The organism is Micromonospora sicca, assembly GCF_003172935.1.
In the GTDB taxonomy this organism is placed as follows: domain Bacteria; phylum Actinomycetota; class Actinomycetes; order Mycobacteriales; family Micromonosporaceae; genus Micromonospora; species Micromonospora sicca.
Genome location: NZ_QGKS01000310.1, coordinates 22,953 through 38,692, shown reverse-complemented (window position 1 = coordinate 38,692; position 15,740 = coordinate 22,953). Strand labels below are relative to the sequence as shown.

Genomic DNA, 15,740 nt, shown 5'->3' with positions numbered 1-15,740 from the left:
CACGCCGCCCGGACCCCGATCAGCGGCGTCAGCTCGGTGATCGCAGCGTCGATCATGGTGTCGGCTCGCTCCCGCTGTGCTGGCTGTCGGTCGCGAGTTGCCCCAACAGCGCGGAGAGTTTTCCCTGGACCTCGATCACCGTGCGGGCCTTGTCCAACTCGGCGCGCAGGCGCTCGTTGTCGGCCCGCAACCTGGCGGCCTCCCGCACCGCGGGGTCGGTCTTCGGTCGCCCGGCCGGCTTGGCCAGGGCCTCGCGGGCGCCGGCGTCACGCTGGTGCTTCCACGCCGCGAGCAGCGACGTGTACAGGCCTTCCCGACGAAGCAGGGCGCCCTTGCCGGCCTTGTCGAGGGTCTCGTACTCGGCCAGGATCCGCGCCTTGTACGCGGCGGTGTATGTCCTTGTTCGGGGCTTTGCTGGCACCTCGGGGTCGGGTTCCGGATGATGCAATGTCACGGGGAGCGGATCTCCTTGCACGCCCTCACGGGTCAGAGTTTCAGCAGCTCAGGCCGCCTCCTTCAAGGTTGCCACAGAGGGCCTGCCGGCCAAGAGACGCCTTGCCGCATCGATCAATGGCTTTGGGCTCTCCACCGCTTGCGGCGGTATGCGTCCCGCAGGCTGAGACGCGGATCCCACTGGCAACGTCCTGACCAGGGCCTCCACCATGGTGACCTCTTCGGCGGCTCCGAAGTGCTCGTCGTGCGGGGACCGGCGCTGCTCAAGATGCCTATCAGACTGAGCGCGCGCAAGCTCACCGAGGGGGTGCGGCGTGGCTGGCGGCGGAGGCCGTTACCCGTGCTCCCACGCGCTCCAGGAAATGACCCATTCCCGCTCACCCTGGACCCATGGAAGCGGCTGCTTGCCGAGCAGCGCTGCTTTGACTGCCTCTGCAGCCGTCCGCATCTCGGCCTCTCCGTCGCTCAAGGGCTCGCACACAACCAGCAGAGGGGCAACGTGCGCGAAGGCCTGTGTCGGCTGGCTGGTGCGCCGGCCGGGGGGCACTTCTTCTCCAACCGGGCGTTCGGCCATGGTCGAATCTCAAACCCGCCAATCTTCACTATTAGAAGAAAAGGTGTGTTTAGCTTCACGGTGCGTGCCGCCGACGAAAGGGGCTGACGTGCACGGACGCGAGCTGCACGGCCTGCTGCATCCGTTTCTGCTGCTCCTGATCTTCGAGCGTTCCGGTCACGGGTACGACCTGATCGACCGCCTCAAGGCAATGGGACTGCCCGATGTGGAACCAGGCCACGTCTACCGGGTCCTACGCGGCCTGGAACGCGAGCGGTTGCTGATCTCCGGGTGGGAGACCGCCGGGGCGGGGCCGGCACGCCGGTGCTACCAGCTGACGGCCAAGGGCCGCGACGATCTTCGATCGTGCCTCACCGGCCTGGCGCAACTCAATCAGGTCATCGGTGCCTGCCTGCAGCGCTCGGCGGACGCCTTCGCGGGATCGCCTGGCGCGAATCGTGATCCGTACGCGGCTTCCCGGCGCTGAACGGAGAACCCATGCCTTCGTCCGTGTTTCCGGCAGTTCAGCGAGCGTTCGCCCGTCGGGTGGCACCCGGAGAGTCGCTCGCTGGCGACGCCGCGCGGATCGCGCGGGCCTGTCACGAGATGGCCGTACGCTTCCATCGCGGCGGAAAGTTGATCGTCTTCGGCAACGGCGGGCCGGCAACAGATGCCCAGCACGTCGTGGTGGAGTTCGTTCACCCGGTCATCGTCGGCAAGCGGGCGCTGCCGGCGATCTCGCTGACGAACGACGCCGCGAGCCTCACCGGGATCGCTCAGGCGGAGGGCTTTGACGAGGTGTTCGCCGCTCAGCTGCGCCTGCTCGCCGCGCCCGAGGACATCGCGCTCGGACTGTCCGTCGACGGCCGGTGCACCAATGTCCGGCACGGGCTGATGGCGGCCCGCGACCTCGGTCTGCTCACGGTCGGGCTCCTCGGCGCCGACGGCGGTGACATCGCTCGGGACGCGGTCGCCGACCATGTCGTCGTTGCCCGCACCGACGACCCCTGCATTGTGAAGGAGGTGCACGTGACGATCTATCACATTCTGTGGGAGTTGGTCCACGTGTTCTTCGAACAGCCCGGCCTGCTGGAGCCGGAGGCGGTCCGGTGACCTCGCAGCCGGTGCCGACAACCTGGACCCTGCCCGAATGCCACGACGACGTGTGCATCACGTGCTCCGACATGGCGGTCGCCGTCCGGGTACGGGAAGTGACGGCCGACGGACTGGCTGTAGTGGACACGGACGCCGGACCGGAGGAGGTCAGCGTGGCCCTGGTCGAGGCGGGACCTGGCGACGTCGTGCTGGTACACGCCAAGGAGGCCATCGCGGTCGTGGAGAAGAACTCATGAGCGCCCGGGTCGAGGGCGCCATCGGGGCGCTCTACCCGTTCCTCGACACCCAGCCGACCGACGTGGACGCCGTGCTCGCCGCGGTGGCGAGGTCCACCGCGGAGAAGGCGGCGGAGATCGTCGCCCTCCGCGAGTCCCTGGTCGCCGGGCACGGGCAGCGGTTGCTCGACTGCGCCCGCCAGTGCGCTGCGGCCTTTCAGGCCGGCGGCACGCTGTTCGCCTTCGGCAACGGCGGAAGCGGCACGGACGCCCAGGACATCGCGCAGTTGTTCCTGCACCCGCCGACGGCCGCCCGCCCGTTGCCGGCCATCTCGCTGACCCAAGACGTCGCGCTGATCACGGCACTGTCCAATGATGTGGGGTTCGAGGTGGTCTTCGCCCGGCAGGTGGCGGCGTTCGGCCGTACCGGGGACATCGCGGTGGGGCTGTCCACGAGCGGGGGATCGAACAACGTCCTGCGGGCGTTCGGGGAGGCGGCCCGGCGGGGCATGCTCACCGTCGGCATCGCCGGGTACGACGGCGGGCGGATGGCGGAATCCGACGAGATCGACTACCTCTTTGTGGTGCCGTCGGCATCGGTGCACCGGGTCCAGGAGGCGCAGACGACGCTCTACCACGTGCTCTGGGAACTCACCCAGCAGGCGTTGGCCGAGGAATTCTGAGGGGTTAGCCATGGGTTTGGCCGGCCTGCGGCGGGTGCACGTCCGCGTCGAGGGCATCGTGCAGGGAGTCGGCTTCCGGCCGTTCGTGCACGCGCTGGCCACGGAATATGACCTGGCCGGGTTCGTCGGCAACGACACCGCAGGCGTCTTCGTCGAGGTCGAAGGGGACGAGGAGCGGCTGGCTGCCTTCCTCGCGGACCTCAGCCGGCGGGCACCGGCACTCGCCCAGGTCGAGCGGCTCACCACCGCGGCAGTCCTGCCGAACGGCCAGCCGGGATTTGCCATCGTCACCAGCGTCACCGGCGCCGGCCGGGAAGCCTTGATCTCCCCCGACACCGCCACCTGCCCGGACTGCCTCGGCGAGCTGTCCGATCCGAGGGACCGACGCCACGGCTACCCGTTCACGAACTGCACCAACTGCGGCCCGCGATTCACGATCGTCGAGGACGTTCCGTACGACCGTCGTACCACCACGATGGCCGGGTTCGCCCTCTGTGCCGACTGCGCCGCGGAGTACGCCGACCCGGGAAACCGCCGCTTCCACGCCGAGCCGGTGTGCTGCCCCGTGTGCGGACCCGCACTCCGGCTCGTCGGCGCGGACGGCGCCCCAGTCTCCGGCGATCCGCTGGCCAACGCCGTACGGTGGCTGCGGAACGGCCGGATCGTCGCGGTCAAGGGTCTGGGCGGCTACCACCTGGCCGCCCGCGCCGACGACGAGCGGATCGTCTCGACGCTGCGCTCCCGCAAGCACCGCGAGGAAAAGCCGTTCGCCCTGATGGCCGCCGACCTGCAGGCGGCACGCACCCTGGTCGACGTGCCGCCGGCGGCCGTGCCGGTGCTCACCGGCTCCCGCCGACCCGTGGTGCTGCTGCCGCGCCTCCCCGACGCCCCGGTCGCCGCGTCGGTGGCGCCGGGCAACCGCGACCTGGGCGTGATGTTGCCGTACACGCCGCTGCACCATCTGCTGCTCGGGCGGCTCGGCATGCCGATCGTGCTGACCAGCGGAAACGTCTCCGACGAGCCGATCGCGCACCGTGACGACGACGCCCGCCAGCGGCTCGCGGGGATCGCCGACGGTTTCCTGACGCACGGCCGGCGGATCCACGTCCGGACCGACGACTCGGTGGTGCGTGTCTTCCGGGGCCGTGAGCTGCCGGTGCGGCGGTCCCGTGGCTACGTGCCCGCGCCGGTCACCCTGCCGTGGCGCTTCGACCGGCCGGTGCTGGCCTGCGGCGCGGAGTTGAAGAACACGTTCTGCGTGGCGAAGGGGCGGCGCGCGTTCGTGTCGCACCACATCGGAGACCTGGAGAACTTCGAGACGTTGCGGGCGTTTACCGACGGGATCTCGCACTTCACCCGGCTCTTCGATGTCCGGCCGCAGGTCGTCGCCCATGACCTGCATCCCGAGTACCTGTCGACGAAGTACGCGCTGCAGCGCGCTGACGTCAAACTGGTCGGCGTCCAGCACCACCACGCCCACATCGCGTCCTGCCTGGCCGACAACGGCGACCCCGGCCCGGTGATCGGCGTCGCCTTCGACGGGCTCGGATTCGGCACCGACGGCACCCTGTGGGGAGGCGAGCTGCTCGTCGCGGACCTGGCCGGCTTCGAGCGGGTCGGCCATCTGGCCGCCGTGCCGATGCCGGGCGGGATCGCGGCGGTCCGCGAGCCGTGGCGGATGGCGGCGGCCTACCTGGACGAGATCTACGGCGACGCAATGCCCGACCTGGCGGTGGCGCGCCGGCACGAGCGGCGGTGGCGGGCGGCGGTGGCCCTGGCGCGGCTTGGCACGAACTCACCCCGTACCTCGAGTGTTGGCCGGCTGTTCGACGCCGTCTCGGCGATCCTCGGCCTGCACGACCGGGTCACGTACGAGGGGCAGGCCGCGATCGCACTGGAGCAGCGGGCCGATCCCGACGAGCGGGGCGGCTACCGGGTCGAGGCGGCCGCTCCGGTCCCGCTCCAGGACGTCGGACGCGGGCTGGTTCGCTGCGTGGTCGACGACCTGCTCGCCAAGGTGGATCCCGGCCGGATCGCCGCGCGGTTCCATCACGGCTTGGCGGACGCCGTGGTACGGGCGGCCGGCGCCGTCCGGGAAAGCAGGGGCCTGGCCACGGTCGCGCTCTCCGGCGGGGTCTTCCAGAACGTGCTGCTGCTCGACCGGGTGGTGAGCGGGCTGGAGCAGGACGGCTTCCGGGTGCTCGTGCACTCGCGGGTGCCGCCCAACGACGGCGGGATCTCCCTCGGCCAGGCCGTGGTGGCCGCGGCCCGGGGCGTTCCCGCCGCCTGACCCGCAAAACCGGCGTCAGCAGATGCGGGGGAGTGGATCCCCGACCAGCATGTCGACCACCCGCGTGCCGCCGAACGCCGTCTTGAGCAGCACCATGCCGGGCGGGTCGGCGGCGACGCGACCGATGACCGCCGCGCCGTCGCCGAGCGGGTGGCCGCGCAGCGCCGCCAGGGCCGCCTCCGCCTGCGCGCCGTCCACCACGGCCACGAGGCGTCCTTCGCAGGCCACGTAGAGCGGGTCGATGCCGAGCAGCTCGCAGGCGCCGGTCACGGCGGGACGTACGGGTACCGAGGCCTCGTCGACCACGACGGCGAGCTGGGCCGCCTGGGCCACCTCGTTGAGGATGGTCGCCACCCCGCCCCGGGTGGCGTCGCGCAGCAGCCGTACCCGGGGAGCCGCGTCCAGCAGGGCATCCACCAGACCGTGCAGCGCCGCGGTGTCCGAGGCGAGGTCGGCCGCGATGTCCAACTCGCCGCGGGCGAGCATGATCGTGACGCCGTGGTCGCCGATCGGACCGGAGACGACGACCGCGTCACCGGGGCGGACGTGCGAGGGGCCCAGCGTCACCGGCCGCTCCAGCACGCCGACGCCCGCCGTGTTGACGTAGCAGCCGTCGGCCTTGCCCCGCTGCACCACCTTCGTGTCGCCGGTGACCACCTGGACCCCGGCGTGCTCCGCCGCGGCGGCCATCGAGGTGGCGATCCGCTGCAGGTCGGCGACCGGAAAGCCCTCTTCCAGGATGAACCCGGCCGACAGGTACAGCGGGCGGGCCCCGCTGACCGCCAGGTCGTTGACGGTGCCGTTGACGGCGAGGTCGCCGATGTCTCCGCCGGGGAAGAACAGCGGCGACACCACGTACGAGTCGGTGGTGAAGGCCAGCCGGCTGGTACCCACGGAGAGCACCGCGCCGTCGTCGAGTTCCTCCAGCGTCGGGTTGCGGAACGCCTCGACGAACAGCCCTTCGATCAGGCTGTGCGTCGCCTTTCCGCCCGCGCCGTGCGCGAGCGTGATCCGGCTCTCCCTGATCTTCGGCGCGCGTCGGCGCGCCCGTTCGATGCGCTGCAGCACCTGCTGCTCCGGCGACAGCCGCCCCGCCTCGTGACCGGTCGTCGCCTCGGCCTCTGCCACCGCCCGCTCGACCCATCCCGCGGTGCGTTCGGTCGTCATATCCGGGTCGCCTCCGTGAGCCGCTGCCGCGTGAAGCGGCCGAAGTTGTAGTAGGCAGCGCACGCGCCCTCCGAGGAGACCATGCACGTGCCGATGGGCGTCTCCGGTGTGCACGCCGTGCCGAACACCTTGCACTCCCAGGGCTTGAGTACCCCCTTGAGCACCTCGCCGCACTGGCAGGCCTTCGGGTCCGCCACCCGCACCCCGGGAACCTCGAAGAGGCGCTCGGCGTCGTAGGCGGCGTACTCGTCCCGCATCCGCAGCGCAGAGTGCGAGATGAAACCGAGGCCGCGCCACTCGAAGTAGGGTCGCAGCGCCATGACCTCGCCGATCGCCGCCAGTGCCCGCAGGTTGCCGTCCCAGGGCACCACCCGCGTGTACTGGTTCTCCACCTCGCAGCGTCCCTCGGCGAGCTGTTTGAGCAGCATGAAGACGGACTGCAGCAGATCCAGCGGTTCGAAACCGGCACACACCAGCGGCTTGCCGTAGTCGCGGGCGATGAACTCGTACGGTCGGCAGCCGATGACGGTGGAGACGTGCCCGGGCCCGAGAAAGCCGTCGAGACGCAGGTCCGGTGAGTCGAGGATGGCCTTGATCGCCGGCAGGATGGTGACGTGGTTGCAGAAGACCGAGAAGTTGTCGATGCCCTCGGCGGCAGCCCGCAGCACTGTCATGGCGGTCGACGGCGAGGTGGTCTCGAACCCGATCGCCATGAAGACCACCTTGCGGTCCGGGTTGGCCCGCGCGATCTTCAGCGCGTCCAGCGGCGAGTACACCATCCGGATGTCCGCCCCAGCCGCCTTGGCGTCCAGGAAGGAGCCGTTCCCGCCTGGGACCCGCATCATGTCGCCGAACGCCGTCATGATGACGCCCGGCTCGTGCGCGATGGCGATGGCGTCGTCCACCCGGCCCATCGGGATGACACAGACCGGGCAGCCCGGCCCGTGCACCAGCGAGACGCTCTCCGGCAGGTAGTCCTCGATCCCGTGCTTGTAGATGGTGTGCGTGTGCCCGCCGCAGACCTCCATGAACTTGTACTGCCGCCCCGGCTCGCACAACGCGGCGATCTGGGCGGCCAACGCCTGCGCCTTGTCCGCGTCGCGGTACTCGTCAACGAAACGCATCTCACTTTTCCTAGGTGATGTCGGATTCGGCGAGCGCCTGCAACTCGTCGGTGTACGCCTGTCCGAGACCGTTCAACATTTCCAAGGTGGCGGCCGCCTCGGCTTCGTCGATCTTCGACATGGCGAACCCGACATGGACGAGCACCCAGTCGCCGATACCGACCTGGTCTGGACCGAGCAGGCCGATGTTGATCGCCCGCCGGACACCGACGACGTCGACGATGGCGAGGTCGTCGCGGCCGGCCTTGATCTCGACGATCTCGCCCGGGATGCCAAGGCACATCGAGCTACCCGTCCTTTCCGATTACATTTTCTCGATCTTGATGTAGCGCCGCAGCGCGGGAAGTTCCTTCCAGAACATCCCGGCCACGACCACGCCGGCCAGCAGCACCAACAGCTTCCGCACAGCTCACCTCCTTCGGGCCTGGTCCGGGCCCGCTCAGCCCGGTGGCAGGTTCGGCATGATCGGCAGGATCGGGTCGTGCTTCTTCGGCCGGATACCGGTCGAGCGGCGCGCGTCCACCGTCCCGTCATCCTGATGGCCTGACTGCCTCCTCCGCCGCGAGTTGCCCTCCTCCACGCCCTTGGTGTGCGCCGGTGCGTCGAGTTCGACATCGGGATCGCCCGCTCGGATCTCGCCCATTTCCGCCTCCTCCATCAGTCGTTGCCGGACGGCCGATCATGTCGTCGGCCGAGTTCGTCGAAGAATCGGGGAATCTCCCGCCACACCGCGCTTCCCCCCGACATGCCCGTCCAGTGCTGGCGGATGAGGGCGACGAGTCGGAAGCAGTCGTCGACCGGCACCACCCACTGCTGGCCGCCGCCGCGCGGCGGGCCCGTCCACACCAGGAAGGCCTCGACCCGTGGCTTCAGCTCTGCCAGCGCGGGCGATCGCGCCTCGACCGCTCGCCAGGCGCCGGCATCGATCTCCGACTCGGTCGTGCCGAGGGGACTCGGGTAGTGGGCGAGCACCCGGCCGTCCTGCTGCTTCACGAAGAACACCAGCCCGACCGGCACACCGAGCTCGTCGACGGACAGGCCCGTCAACCGCCTGCCGCGGGCGGGGACGAGCTGGTGCCTGCCGCCGCCGGCCGCCTCGCGGGCGAACAGCAGGGAGCATGGCGTGCAGGCGCACATCAGCTCCCCGTCCTGCTCGTCCCACACGTGCCGGTGCTCCGGACCGACCGGCCCGGCGCACATGCCGCAGCGCTCGATCGAGGCCGCGCGCCGTCTCGCGCGGCGGATCGCCCGGTGCAGGGCACCCGCCGTCATGCCAGGCCACCCGACGTGAGCGGTCCGGCAGCCTGCCCCACCTCGTTCACTGTCGCCGCATCGGTCCGATCCGGCCGCTGCCACAGGGCGGCGACCGGGATCAGCGCCGGAGCCGGCGCGGGCGCCACCAGGTCGACCGCGGACAGTTCCGGCGCGAACGCCAGGACCTGTTCCCGTACGAGATCAGGCAGCGCGGCTGCGCCACCGCCGCACGAACTCGCCGACAGGCTGATCCTCGCCACCTCACCCTGGACACCGACGAGCGCGATCTCGGCGCCGTGCGTGCGCAGCTGCGGCCGGAGATCGTCGACCGCCCGGGCCACGCGCCGGTCCAGCGGATCCGGGTGGATGTGGTGCAACAGCAGCAGGTGCCGCAGCAGCTCGTCCTCGGTGAGCCGGTCGAGTGCGCGGGTGCTGTCGGCGGCGAGATCGGTGACCCGGGCCAGCGCCTCGCCGTACACCTCGGTCAGCATCTCGACCGCTTCCAGCGCCAGCTCGGCGGTGCGGCCGGGGGTCTGCTCGAGCTGGCCGAGCACGGCGTCCAAACGTGCCAGCCGCGGCTCGACGGCCGCGTCGTCGAGCCGCTGGACGTCCGGCTGCTCACCCATGTGACGCGCCGAACATCGGCGAGTGGATCTTCTTGACGGTACGACCGCCGCCCACGTACATGTGCACCCCGCACGGCAGGCACGGATCGAAACTGCGCACTGCCCGCATGATGTCCACACCCTTGAAGTTGGCCGGGCCGTTCTCCTCGAAGATGGGCATGTTCTGGATCGCGTCCTCGTACGGACCGGGTGTGCCGTAGCTGTCGCGGGGACTGCCGTTCCACGGCGTCGGCGGGTACGGGTGGTAGTTGGCGATCTTGCGGTCCCTGATCACGAGGTGGTGCGACAGGGCGCCCCGGACGGCCTCGTGGAAGCCGCAGCCGATGGCCTCGTCCGGCACGTCGAACTCGGTGAAGACCCGCATGTCGCCGCCGCGCATGCGCTCCATCGCCTGTTCCAGGAAGTACAGCGACATCGCTGCGGCGTACGCGATGAAATAGGCCCGTGAGCGGTCCCGCTCCAGCGCGTTCGACCAGCGCGGGATCTTCCACTCCAACGTCGTCTCGGGCAGCCGCTGGCTCCTCGGAAGCGAGATCAGCACGCTCTTACCGGTCGACTTGACGTACGGCGTGTCGACCATCTTCGCTAGCGCGGTGGTGTACAGCCGGGCGAAGGGGCCGCCGCCGGTGTCCAGCGCCAGATGCTCTCCGCTGTTCTTGTCGAACCAGCGCGGGCTCATCACCCAGCTGTACTTGTCGTCGAAGTCGCGCTTCTGCGGATCCGGCAGGGTGGTCTGGTTCCAGGGATGGCGGATGTCGACCGGGTTGCCGAGCGGGTCGTACTTGACGAAGGGATCCTCGTTACCCACCCAGTCTTTGTAGTAGGAGCTGCCGAGCAGGATGCGGATGCCGAGATTGATGTCGACCAGGTCGGTGGTGAGCAGTTTGCCGTCGACCACGATGCCGGGCGTGACGTGCATCGCCCGCCCCCAGTTCGACATGGTCTCGTACCGGTAGTCGACGACGTCGGGATTCTGGAACGCGCCCCAGCAGCCGAGCAGGACCCGCCGGCGGCCCACTTCCTCATAGCCGGGCAGCGCCTCGTACCAGAAGTCGAAGACGTCGTCGTTCATGGCGACGGCCTTCTTGACGAAGTCCAGGATGCTGATCAGCCGGCTCAGGTAGTCGGTGAACAGGGTCGGCTGGGGCATTGTGCCGACGCCGCCGGGATAGACCGTGGACGGGTGGACGTGCCGGCCCTCCATGAGGCAGAACATCTCCCGGGTCGTCCGGCTGACCTTCAGCGCCTCCTTGTAGACCTCGCCCTCGAACGGGTTGTAGGCCCGCATGATGTCGGCGATCGTCCGGTAGCCGTGGATGTCCCGGCCGGGCGCCGCGGTGGCTTCCGCGCGGGCGAGGACGCTGGGGTTGGTCTGCTTGACCATCGCCTCGCAGAAGTCGACGAAGACGAGATTGTCCTGGAAGAGGGTGTGGTCGAACATGTACTCGGCGGCCTCGCCGAGGTTGATGATCCACTCCGCGAGCGGTGGGGTCTTGATGCCGTACGCCATGTTCTGCGCGTAGACGGAGCAGGTCGTGTGGTTGTCGCCGCAGATGCCGCAGATCCGGCTGGTGATGAAGCCGGCGTCGCGCGGGTCCTTCCCCTTCATGAAGACCGAGTAGCCGCGGAACAGCGACGACGTGGTGTGGCATTCGGCGACCACGCGGTTGGCGAAGTCGATCTTCGTGTAGACGCCGAGGTTGCCGATGATCCGGGTGATCGGGTCCCACGCCATCTCCACCAGTTCGCCGGGTTTCTGGCCGGCGGCCGGCTTCGGCCTCGTCGCTGTCACGGTCGGTTCCTCTCGATTGCCGCCTGACGCCGGGGGTCTGCCGGGCCGTACGGGCGCCACCGGGGGTTGTAGCCGCTGGTGAGCTCCGGACCGTTGTGGTGCCACTTCGGTTCCCGGTTGGCGGTGACGTTGGTGATGCCGCGCAAGCGGCGGATCAGTGCGCCGTACGGCTTGATCAGCAACGTGGACAAGCTGCCACCGGGCGGCATGTCCATGAACGGCATGAACTTGTCGGGGAATCCCGGCATGGTGCAGCCGATGCAGATACCGCCGACGTTGGGGCAGCCACCGACGCCGCCCATCCAGCCGCGCTTCGGGACGTTGCAGTTGATGACCGGCCCCCAGCAGCCGATCTTCACCTGACACTTGGGCGAGTTGTAGTCCTTGGCGAAGTCGGCCTGCTCGTAGTAGGCGGCCCGGTCGCAGCCTTCGTGCACGGTCTTGCCGAACAGCCACTGCGGCCGCAGCATGTGGTCCAGCGGCGGGGGCGGCGCCGAGCCGGCGGCGTGGTAGAGCACCCAGGTCAGGGTCTCCATGAAGTTCTCCGGCTGGATCGGGCAGCCGGGCACGTTGACGATCGGCAAGCCGCCCTGGGACCGGAAGTCCCACCCGAGATAGTCGGCAAGGCCCATGCACCCCGTCGGGTTGCCCGCCATGGCATGGATGCCGCCGTATGTCGCGCAGGTACCGGCGGCGACGACCGCCCACGCCTTCGGCGCCAGCTGGTCGATCCACCAGTTGAGGGTCAGCGGCTCACCGGTGTTCTCGTCGTTGCCGAACGACGTCCAGTACCCGTCGCCGTTGATGTTCTCGTTCGGGATCGACCCCTCGATGACGAGGATGAACGGCTCGGCCATCTCCCCGCGGGCTGCCCGGCGGTACGGCGCCAGGAACTCCTCGCCGCCAGCCGCCGGCGACAACACCTTGTTGTGCAGGTTGACCTTCGGCAGACCGGGAATGAGCCCGAGAATGATGTCCTCGATCGCCGGTTGACCGGAGGCCGTCATGGAAACGGAATCTCCGTCACAACTCATGCCCTCCGAGATCCAGAGGATGGTTATCTCGTCGAACCCGGTCTCTTGCGGGATCACCGCGCCGGTGTCGCGCATGCCCGGCGTCATGTGCGTTGCCTCCCTTGCATCCGATCCCGCAGCCGGTCGTAGATGGCCGCCAACGGCGCCGCGAGGGCCAGCGCCGGGGGCTTGTCCGGCGCGTGCGGGTGCGGGCGCGTCGGGGCCCGCTGCTTGCCCTGGTCGAGTTCCTGGCCCAGCTCGCGGAGGGCCTGCTCGTCGGCTCGGGCGCACAACAGCGGCATGAGCTCGTTCTCGTCGTCCTGCACATGCCGAGCGACGGCGGAAGCCAGCCGCTCCATCAGCTCGTCCTGCGCGCGATCGCCGACTCGGCAGCGGTCCAGTTCAAGGAGCAACTCCTTGACGGGCTGATGCCCGGCGAGGTGTCTGTCGACCTGCCCGTCCGCCAACACCTTTGCGGCGAACGGGTAGAAGAGAACCTCCTCGAGCGCGGCGTGCTTCGACAGCTCGCGGACGAGGATCTCCACCACGCCGCGTCGCTGCGCGTCCGATTCCGCTGCCCGATAGTCCCGGAACAGCTGTTCCACCACACGGTGGTCATGCCGCAGCAACTCGGTGGCGTCCATCAGACCGCTCCCACCTCGACGCTGTCCACCGTGATGGACTCCAGAACCACGTCGTCGCTGCCAGTGACCTCGATGTCGACACCCCCGCAGCGGGGGCAGGCCACCATCGCGAGGTGGTCGTCGACCCGCGCGCTACGACCACAGTCGTGACACCGCACTGTCATCGGTTCAAGCACCAGATCAAGGACGGCATCCGCGACCACCGTGCCAACCGCGGCCACCTGGATGCCCTGCGTGACGACATCACGGTCAACCGCGTGGCCGCCGATCCGCACCCGCAGGCCGGTGACCCGGCGCCCGGCGGCCCTGCGTACCGCCGCCTCCACGATCGCCTCGGACAGACCCGTCTCATGCATCGGCGGTAGCCCCCTCTCATCTGCCGTTCGCGGCGACCTCTCCTGCCGCTTCGGTGCGGTGTCGAGCCGTGCCGCTTCCTCGTGGACGATGTCGACCACCATCCGGACGGCCTGGTCGACCGCAGCGGCGAGCGGAGCCGACAACCCCATGCGCTCGTCGAGGACGGCGGGTTGGCAACCCACCACGAGGATGCGGTCGACGCTGCCGCCCAGGCCGCGCAGCAGGCGCAGCACCGACGCCGGATCCATGCCGTGCCCGTCGGCGGCCGGCGCGTCCAGTACGTCCGTCGGCCGCAGTCTCCAGCCGGGGTCCTCGAGATCCACCTCGAGAACGGCCAACGTCCCGGGGGGCTCGTCCAGCGGCAATGCGTCCACCATGACCAGCACGTCGTGGTGCCCGTCCAGCAGATCGTAGGCCAGATGCATCCCGCGGATCCCGTAATCGGACACATCCACCCGCGCTGGCAGGACGGCGTCCCGCAGGCGCTGGACGACCTCCACGCCGAAGGCGTCATCGGCGAGGAAAATGTTGCCGATCCCGGCGACCAGGATCCGACCGTTGCCGGCGCTGTTCATCGCGCTTCCACCTCGCCGGGCAGGGGCTCCACCTCTTCCGGCCGGAAGTGACGCAGGCGCCCGTACCACTGGTGCAGTTCGGCGCCCGGGTCGTCATCCACGGTCACGGCCAGGAACCGCGTCCCGTCGATGTCGAGCAGCACCTGCTCTACCCGGCCGGTACGGCCCTCCAGAAACATGTCGTGCGCGTCGGTGCCGCGCCGGCGCGGGCGTAACCGGACCCGGCTACCCCTTGACAGGAGGGTTCCCGCGACGAGGACGGTCTCCGTCGCCGGCGTGATCCCCACATCCGTGCCGAACCCCGAGCGGGCCCGTTCCAACCCGGCGGCGGAGTCGCCCGGCTGATGGACGGGCTCCAGGGACCGAATGGCGCCGTGCAACCGTTCGAGCACCTCGGGCGGCATCGCATCGACGCGGTCGAGGATGGCGGCGGCGCGGGGATCGGTGGCTCGGGCCTCCCGTTTCTCCGCATCGGAGAGCGTGAGGGTGCGCAGCGAGAGGATCTCGTCGATCTCGGTCGCGTCGTGCAGGTCGCCGGGGCTCTCCGGCGCGATCCGGGGATGGTCGTAGAGGATGATCGGTGCGGAGAGCACGACGTCGGCGGTGCCGGGCGCGCCAGCGAGCACCGGGAACGTGTGCACGTTGCTGCACTCCCGGGCCGCCTGCGCCGCCCATTCGGGCGGGTCGAGCAGGGACAGGAAACGCCCCCGACTGACGGTGCACAGCGTGTGCGCCGCGAGCAGGCAGCAGCGCAGTGCCTCATCCCGAGGGCTGTCCGCCGGCGTTGTCCGATCCGTGTTCTCGACGCGCACCGCGAGCCGCAGCAACCGGAAGGGCGCCGGAGACGGGACAGCGGAGACGGCGACCGAGGCGGACAACGGCCACCGCCGGCGTACCACCCGCCCGAGCGGCTCGCCACGGTCGTCGACCAACGGCTCGACGTCCTCTCCGCCGGGCACACAAACGTGGAAGCGTCGGCCAGGCCGAAGGTCGCCGACCGGCGCCTCGATGTCGAACTCCCGCGGTACCGCCTCGTCGAAGCTGAGCTCCGTGCGGCCACCGACCTCGATTCGGTCGACCGGCCGGTACCCGCCGTCGGTCGTCCGTCGCTCGGTCACCTTGCGTTGTAGGTGCAGGAACCGTAACCGGATCCGGACGATCGCCGTGTCCTGCGCTTCCATCAGGCATTCGGTCTGCTGCCACGACGACTCGGCCGAGCCCGCAACGCTGCTGTCGACCAGGCCGTGAGCCTCCCCCCAGGCGGGGGGCACGAGGACACCGAATTGCCAGCGGACCCGGTTTTTGACCGATGAACGCCGATACGGGTAGAGCAGGTAACCCTCGTACAGGATCGCATCCGCGAGTGCCTCCGCGCCGTCGAACAGGGCGGTGGGGCAGTGGGTCTGCACGGTGCTCACCTCCTCCCAAAAGCACGCAGAAACTTGCTCCGGCACGTGGTCACTCTGGTCTAGCCAATCCCGCCGGCGAGCCGTAAGTGCGCATCGTCGGTAGGTGACGACAGCATTCACCGAACCGGGTGAACCAACACGGCCGCCTTCGGCCCCGGCGACGAGATCCGCAGAAACGAGCCAGCCCAAGCGTTGCTTCACGGGCGCAGGCTCAGAACACTTCGCGCGCAGGACAACGGGAGCAGGAGGCCGAGGAGACGCAGTGGCGCCGCCGGCACCGGTGACCGCGGCCCAGGCTGTGGCCGCATCAGGCATCCGTGGGTCGAGGCTGGCCCACGGCCGCGGTGCGGGCGAAAGAGGAGGGCGATGGCCTGGCCGGTGCGCCGGCCGTCGGGGCTGCCGCGGCCCGGTGGGCAAACACCGAGGCGGTCGCGGTAGTCGATGAGGACCAGTAGCCGCCCGCTGGTGC

At 69.7% G+C, this 15,740-nt stretch carries 18 protein-coding genes; 5 read left to right on the top strand and 13 right to left on the bottom strand.

Going from position 1 to position 15,740, the window contains the following annotated elements; translation table 11 throughout:
- Positions 1 to 52 precede the first annotated feature (52 nt).
- Positions 53 to 454 (bottom strand): hypothetical protein, encoded by a 402-nt coding sequence (locus DKT69_RS25970; protein WP_201749861.1) that lies wholly within the window; start codon positions 452 to 454, stop codon positions 53 to 55.
- A 571-nt stretch (positions 455 to 1,025) separates the two neighbouring features.
- On the opposite strand from DKT69_RS25970, the gene DKT69_RS25965 reads away from it, so the two are divergent.
- Genes DKT69_RS25965 through hypF form a run of 5 tightly spaced genes read left to right on the top strand, consistent with a single transcriptional unit; the run spans position 1,026 to position 5,310 of the window.
- A complete protein-coding gene (locus tag DKT69_RS25965) occupies positions 1,026 to 1,493 on the top strand; it encodes a helix-turn-helix transcriptional regulator (protein WP_201749860.1) in 468 nt (155 codons plus the stop codon).
- A gap of 11 nt (positions 1,494 to 1,504) precedes the next feature.
- Entirely contained in the window at positions 1,505 to 2,119 is a 615-nt protein-coding gene (locus DKT69_RS25960; protein WP_109804116.1) for a D-sedoheptulose-7-phosphate isomerase, read from the top strand.
- On the top strand, positions 2,116 to 2,358 hold the full coding sequence (locus DKT69_RS25955) for a HypC/HybG/HupF family hydrogenase formation chaperone (RefSeq protein ID WP_201749859.1): 243 nt from the start codon (positions 2,116 to 2,118) through the stop codon (positions 2,356 to 2,358). The genes DKT69_RS25960 and DKT69_RS25955 overlap by 4 nt, the downstream gene beginning before the upstream one ends.
- Complete coding sequence (locus DKT69_RS25950) at positions 2,355 to 3,020, top strand: D-sedoheptulose-7-phosphate isomerase (protein ID WP_109804115.1); 666 nt, start codon at positions 2,355 to 2,357, stop codon at positions 3,018 to 3,020. Before DKT69_RS25955 ends, DKT69_RS25950 begins: the two co-directional genes overlap by 4 nt.
- Before the next feature lie 10 nt (positions 3,021 to 3,030).
- On the top strand, positions 3,031 to 5,310 hold the full coding sequence (hypF, locus tag DKT69_RS25945; RefSeq protein WP_201749858.1) for a carbamoyltransferase HypF: 2,280 nt from the start codon (positions 3,031 to 3,033) through the stop codon (positions 5,308 to 5,310).
- A 15-nt stretch (positions 5,311 to 5,325) separates the two neighbouring features.
- Here the strand turns inward: hypF and hypE are convergent, their stop codons facing one another.
- The 12 genes from hypE to DKT69_RS25890 are packed head-to-tail and all read right to left on the bottom strand — an operon-like array spanning position 5,326 to position 15,460.
- Complete coding sequence (gene hypE / locus DKT69_RS25940; protein ID WP_109804114.1) at positions 5,326 to 6,477, bottom strand: hydrogenase expression/formation protein HypE; 1,152 nt, start codon at positions 6,475 to 6,477, stop codon at positions 5,326 to 5,328.
- Positions 6,474 to 7,601 carry a hydrogenase formation protein HypD gene (gene hypD / locus DKT69_RS25935; protein ID WP_109804113.1) on the bottom strand — a complete coding sequence of 376 codons (1,128 nt, stop codon included), beginning with the start codon at positions 7,599 to 7,601 and terminating at the stop codon, positions 6,474 to 6,476. Before hypD ends, hypE begins: the two co-directional genes overlap by 4 nt.
- A gap of 10 nt (positions 7,602 to 7,611) precedes the next feature.
- A complete protein-coding gene (locus tag DKT69_RS25930; RefSeq protein WP_109804112.1) occupies positions 7,612 to 7,884 on the bottom strand; it encodes a HypC/HybG/HupF family hydrogenase formation chaperone in 273 nt (90 codons plus the stop codon).
- 21 nt (positions 7,885 to 7,905) lie between these two features.
- Positions 7,906 to 8,007 carry a DUF6893 family small protein gene (locus tag DKT69_RS41450; RefSeq protein WP_375373474.1) on the bottom strand — a complete coding sequence of 34 codons (102 nt, stop codon included), beginning with the start codon at positions 8,005 to 8,007 and terminating at the stop codon, positions 7,906 to 7,908.
- A gap of 33 nt (positions 8,008 to 8,040) precedes the next feature.
- The gene (locus DKT69_RS25925; RefSeq protein ID WP_109804122.1) at positions 8,041 to 8,244 is read right to left on the bottom strand and encodes a hypothetical protein; all 204 of its coding nucleotides are present in this window, start codon (positions 8,242 to 8,244) and stop codon (positions 8,041 to 8,043) included.
- 14 nt (positions 8,245 to 8,258) lie between these two features.
- Positions 8,259 to 8,873 carry a DUF5947 family protein gene (locus DKT69_RS25920; RefSeq protein WP_109804111.1) on the bottom strand — a complete coding sequence of 205 codons (615 nt, stop codon included), beginning with the start codon at positions 8,871 to 8,873 and terminating at the stop codon, positions 8,259 to 8,261.
- Complete coding sequence (locus tag DKT69_RS25915; protein WP_109804110.1) at positions 8,870 to 9,481, bottom strand: NifU-related iron-sulfur-binding protein; 612 nt, start codon at positions 9,479 to 9,481, stop codon at positions 8,870 to 8,872. The genes DKT69_RS25920 and DKT69_RS25915 overlap by 4 nt, the downstream gene beginning before the upstream one ends.
- Complete coding sequence (locus DKT69_RS25910; protein ID WP_236648353.1) at positions 9,474 to 11,273, bottom strand: nickel-dependent hydrogenase large subunit; 1,800 nt, start codon at positions 11,271 to 11,273, stop codon at positions 9,474 to 9,476. Before DKT69_RS25910 ends, DKT69_RS25915 begins: the two co-directional genes overlap by 8 nt.
- Positions 11,270 to 12,394, bottom strand: coding sequence for an NADH-quinone oxidoreductase subunit B family protein (locus tag DKT69_RS25905; RefSeq protein ID WP_109804109.1), 1,125 nt, complete (start codon positions 12,392 to 12,394; stop codon positions 11,270 to 11,272). The genes DKT69_RS25910 and DKT69_RS25905 overlap by 4 nt, the downstream gene beginning before the upstream one ends.
- A complete protein-coding gene (locus DKT69_RS25900; RefSeq protein WP_109804108.1) occupies positions 12,391 to 12,930 on the bottom strand; it encodes a hemerythrin domain-containing protein in 540 nt (179 codons plus the stop codon). The genes DKT69_RS25905 and DKT69_RS25900 overlap by 4 nt, the downstream gene beginning before the upstream one ends.
- A complete protein-coding gene (locus DKT69_RS38510) occupies positions 12,930 to 13,862 on the bottom strand; it encodes a hydrogenase maturation protease (RefSeq protein ID WP_161557954.1) in 933 nt (310 codons plus the stop codon). Before DKT69_RS38510 ends, DKT69_RS25900 begins: the two co-directional genes overlap by 1 nt.
- Positions 13,859 to 15,460: a hypothetical protein gene (locus tag DKT69_RS25890; protein WP_201749857.1), complete on the bottom strand. Its 1,602-nt coding sequence runs from the start codon at positions 15,458 to 15,460 to the stop codon at positions 13,859 to 13,861. The genes DKT69_RS38510 and DKT69_RS25890 overlap by 4 nt, the downstream gene beginning before the upstream one ends.
- Between the last annotated feature and the right edge of the window lie 280 nt (positions 15,461 to 15,740).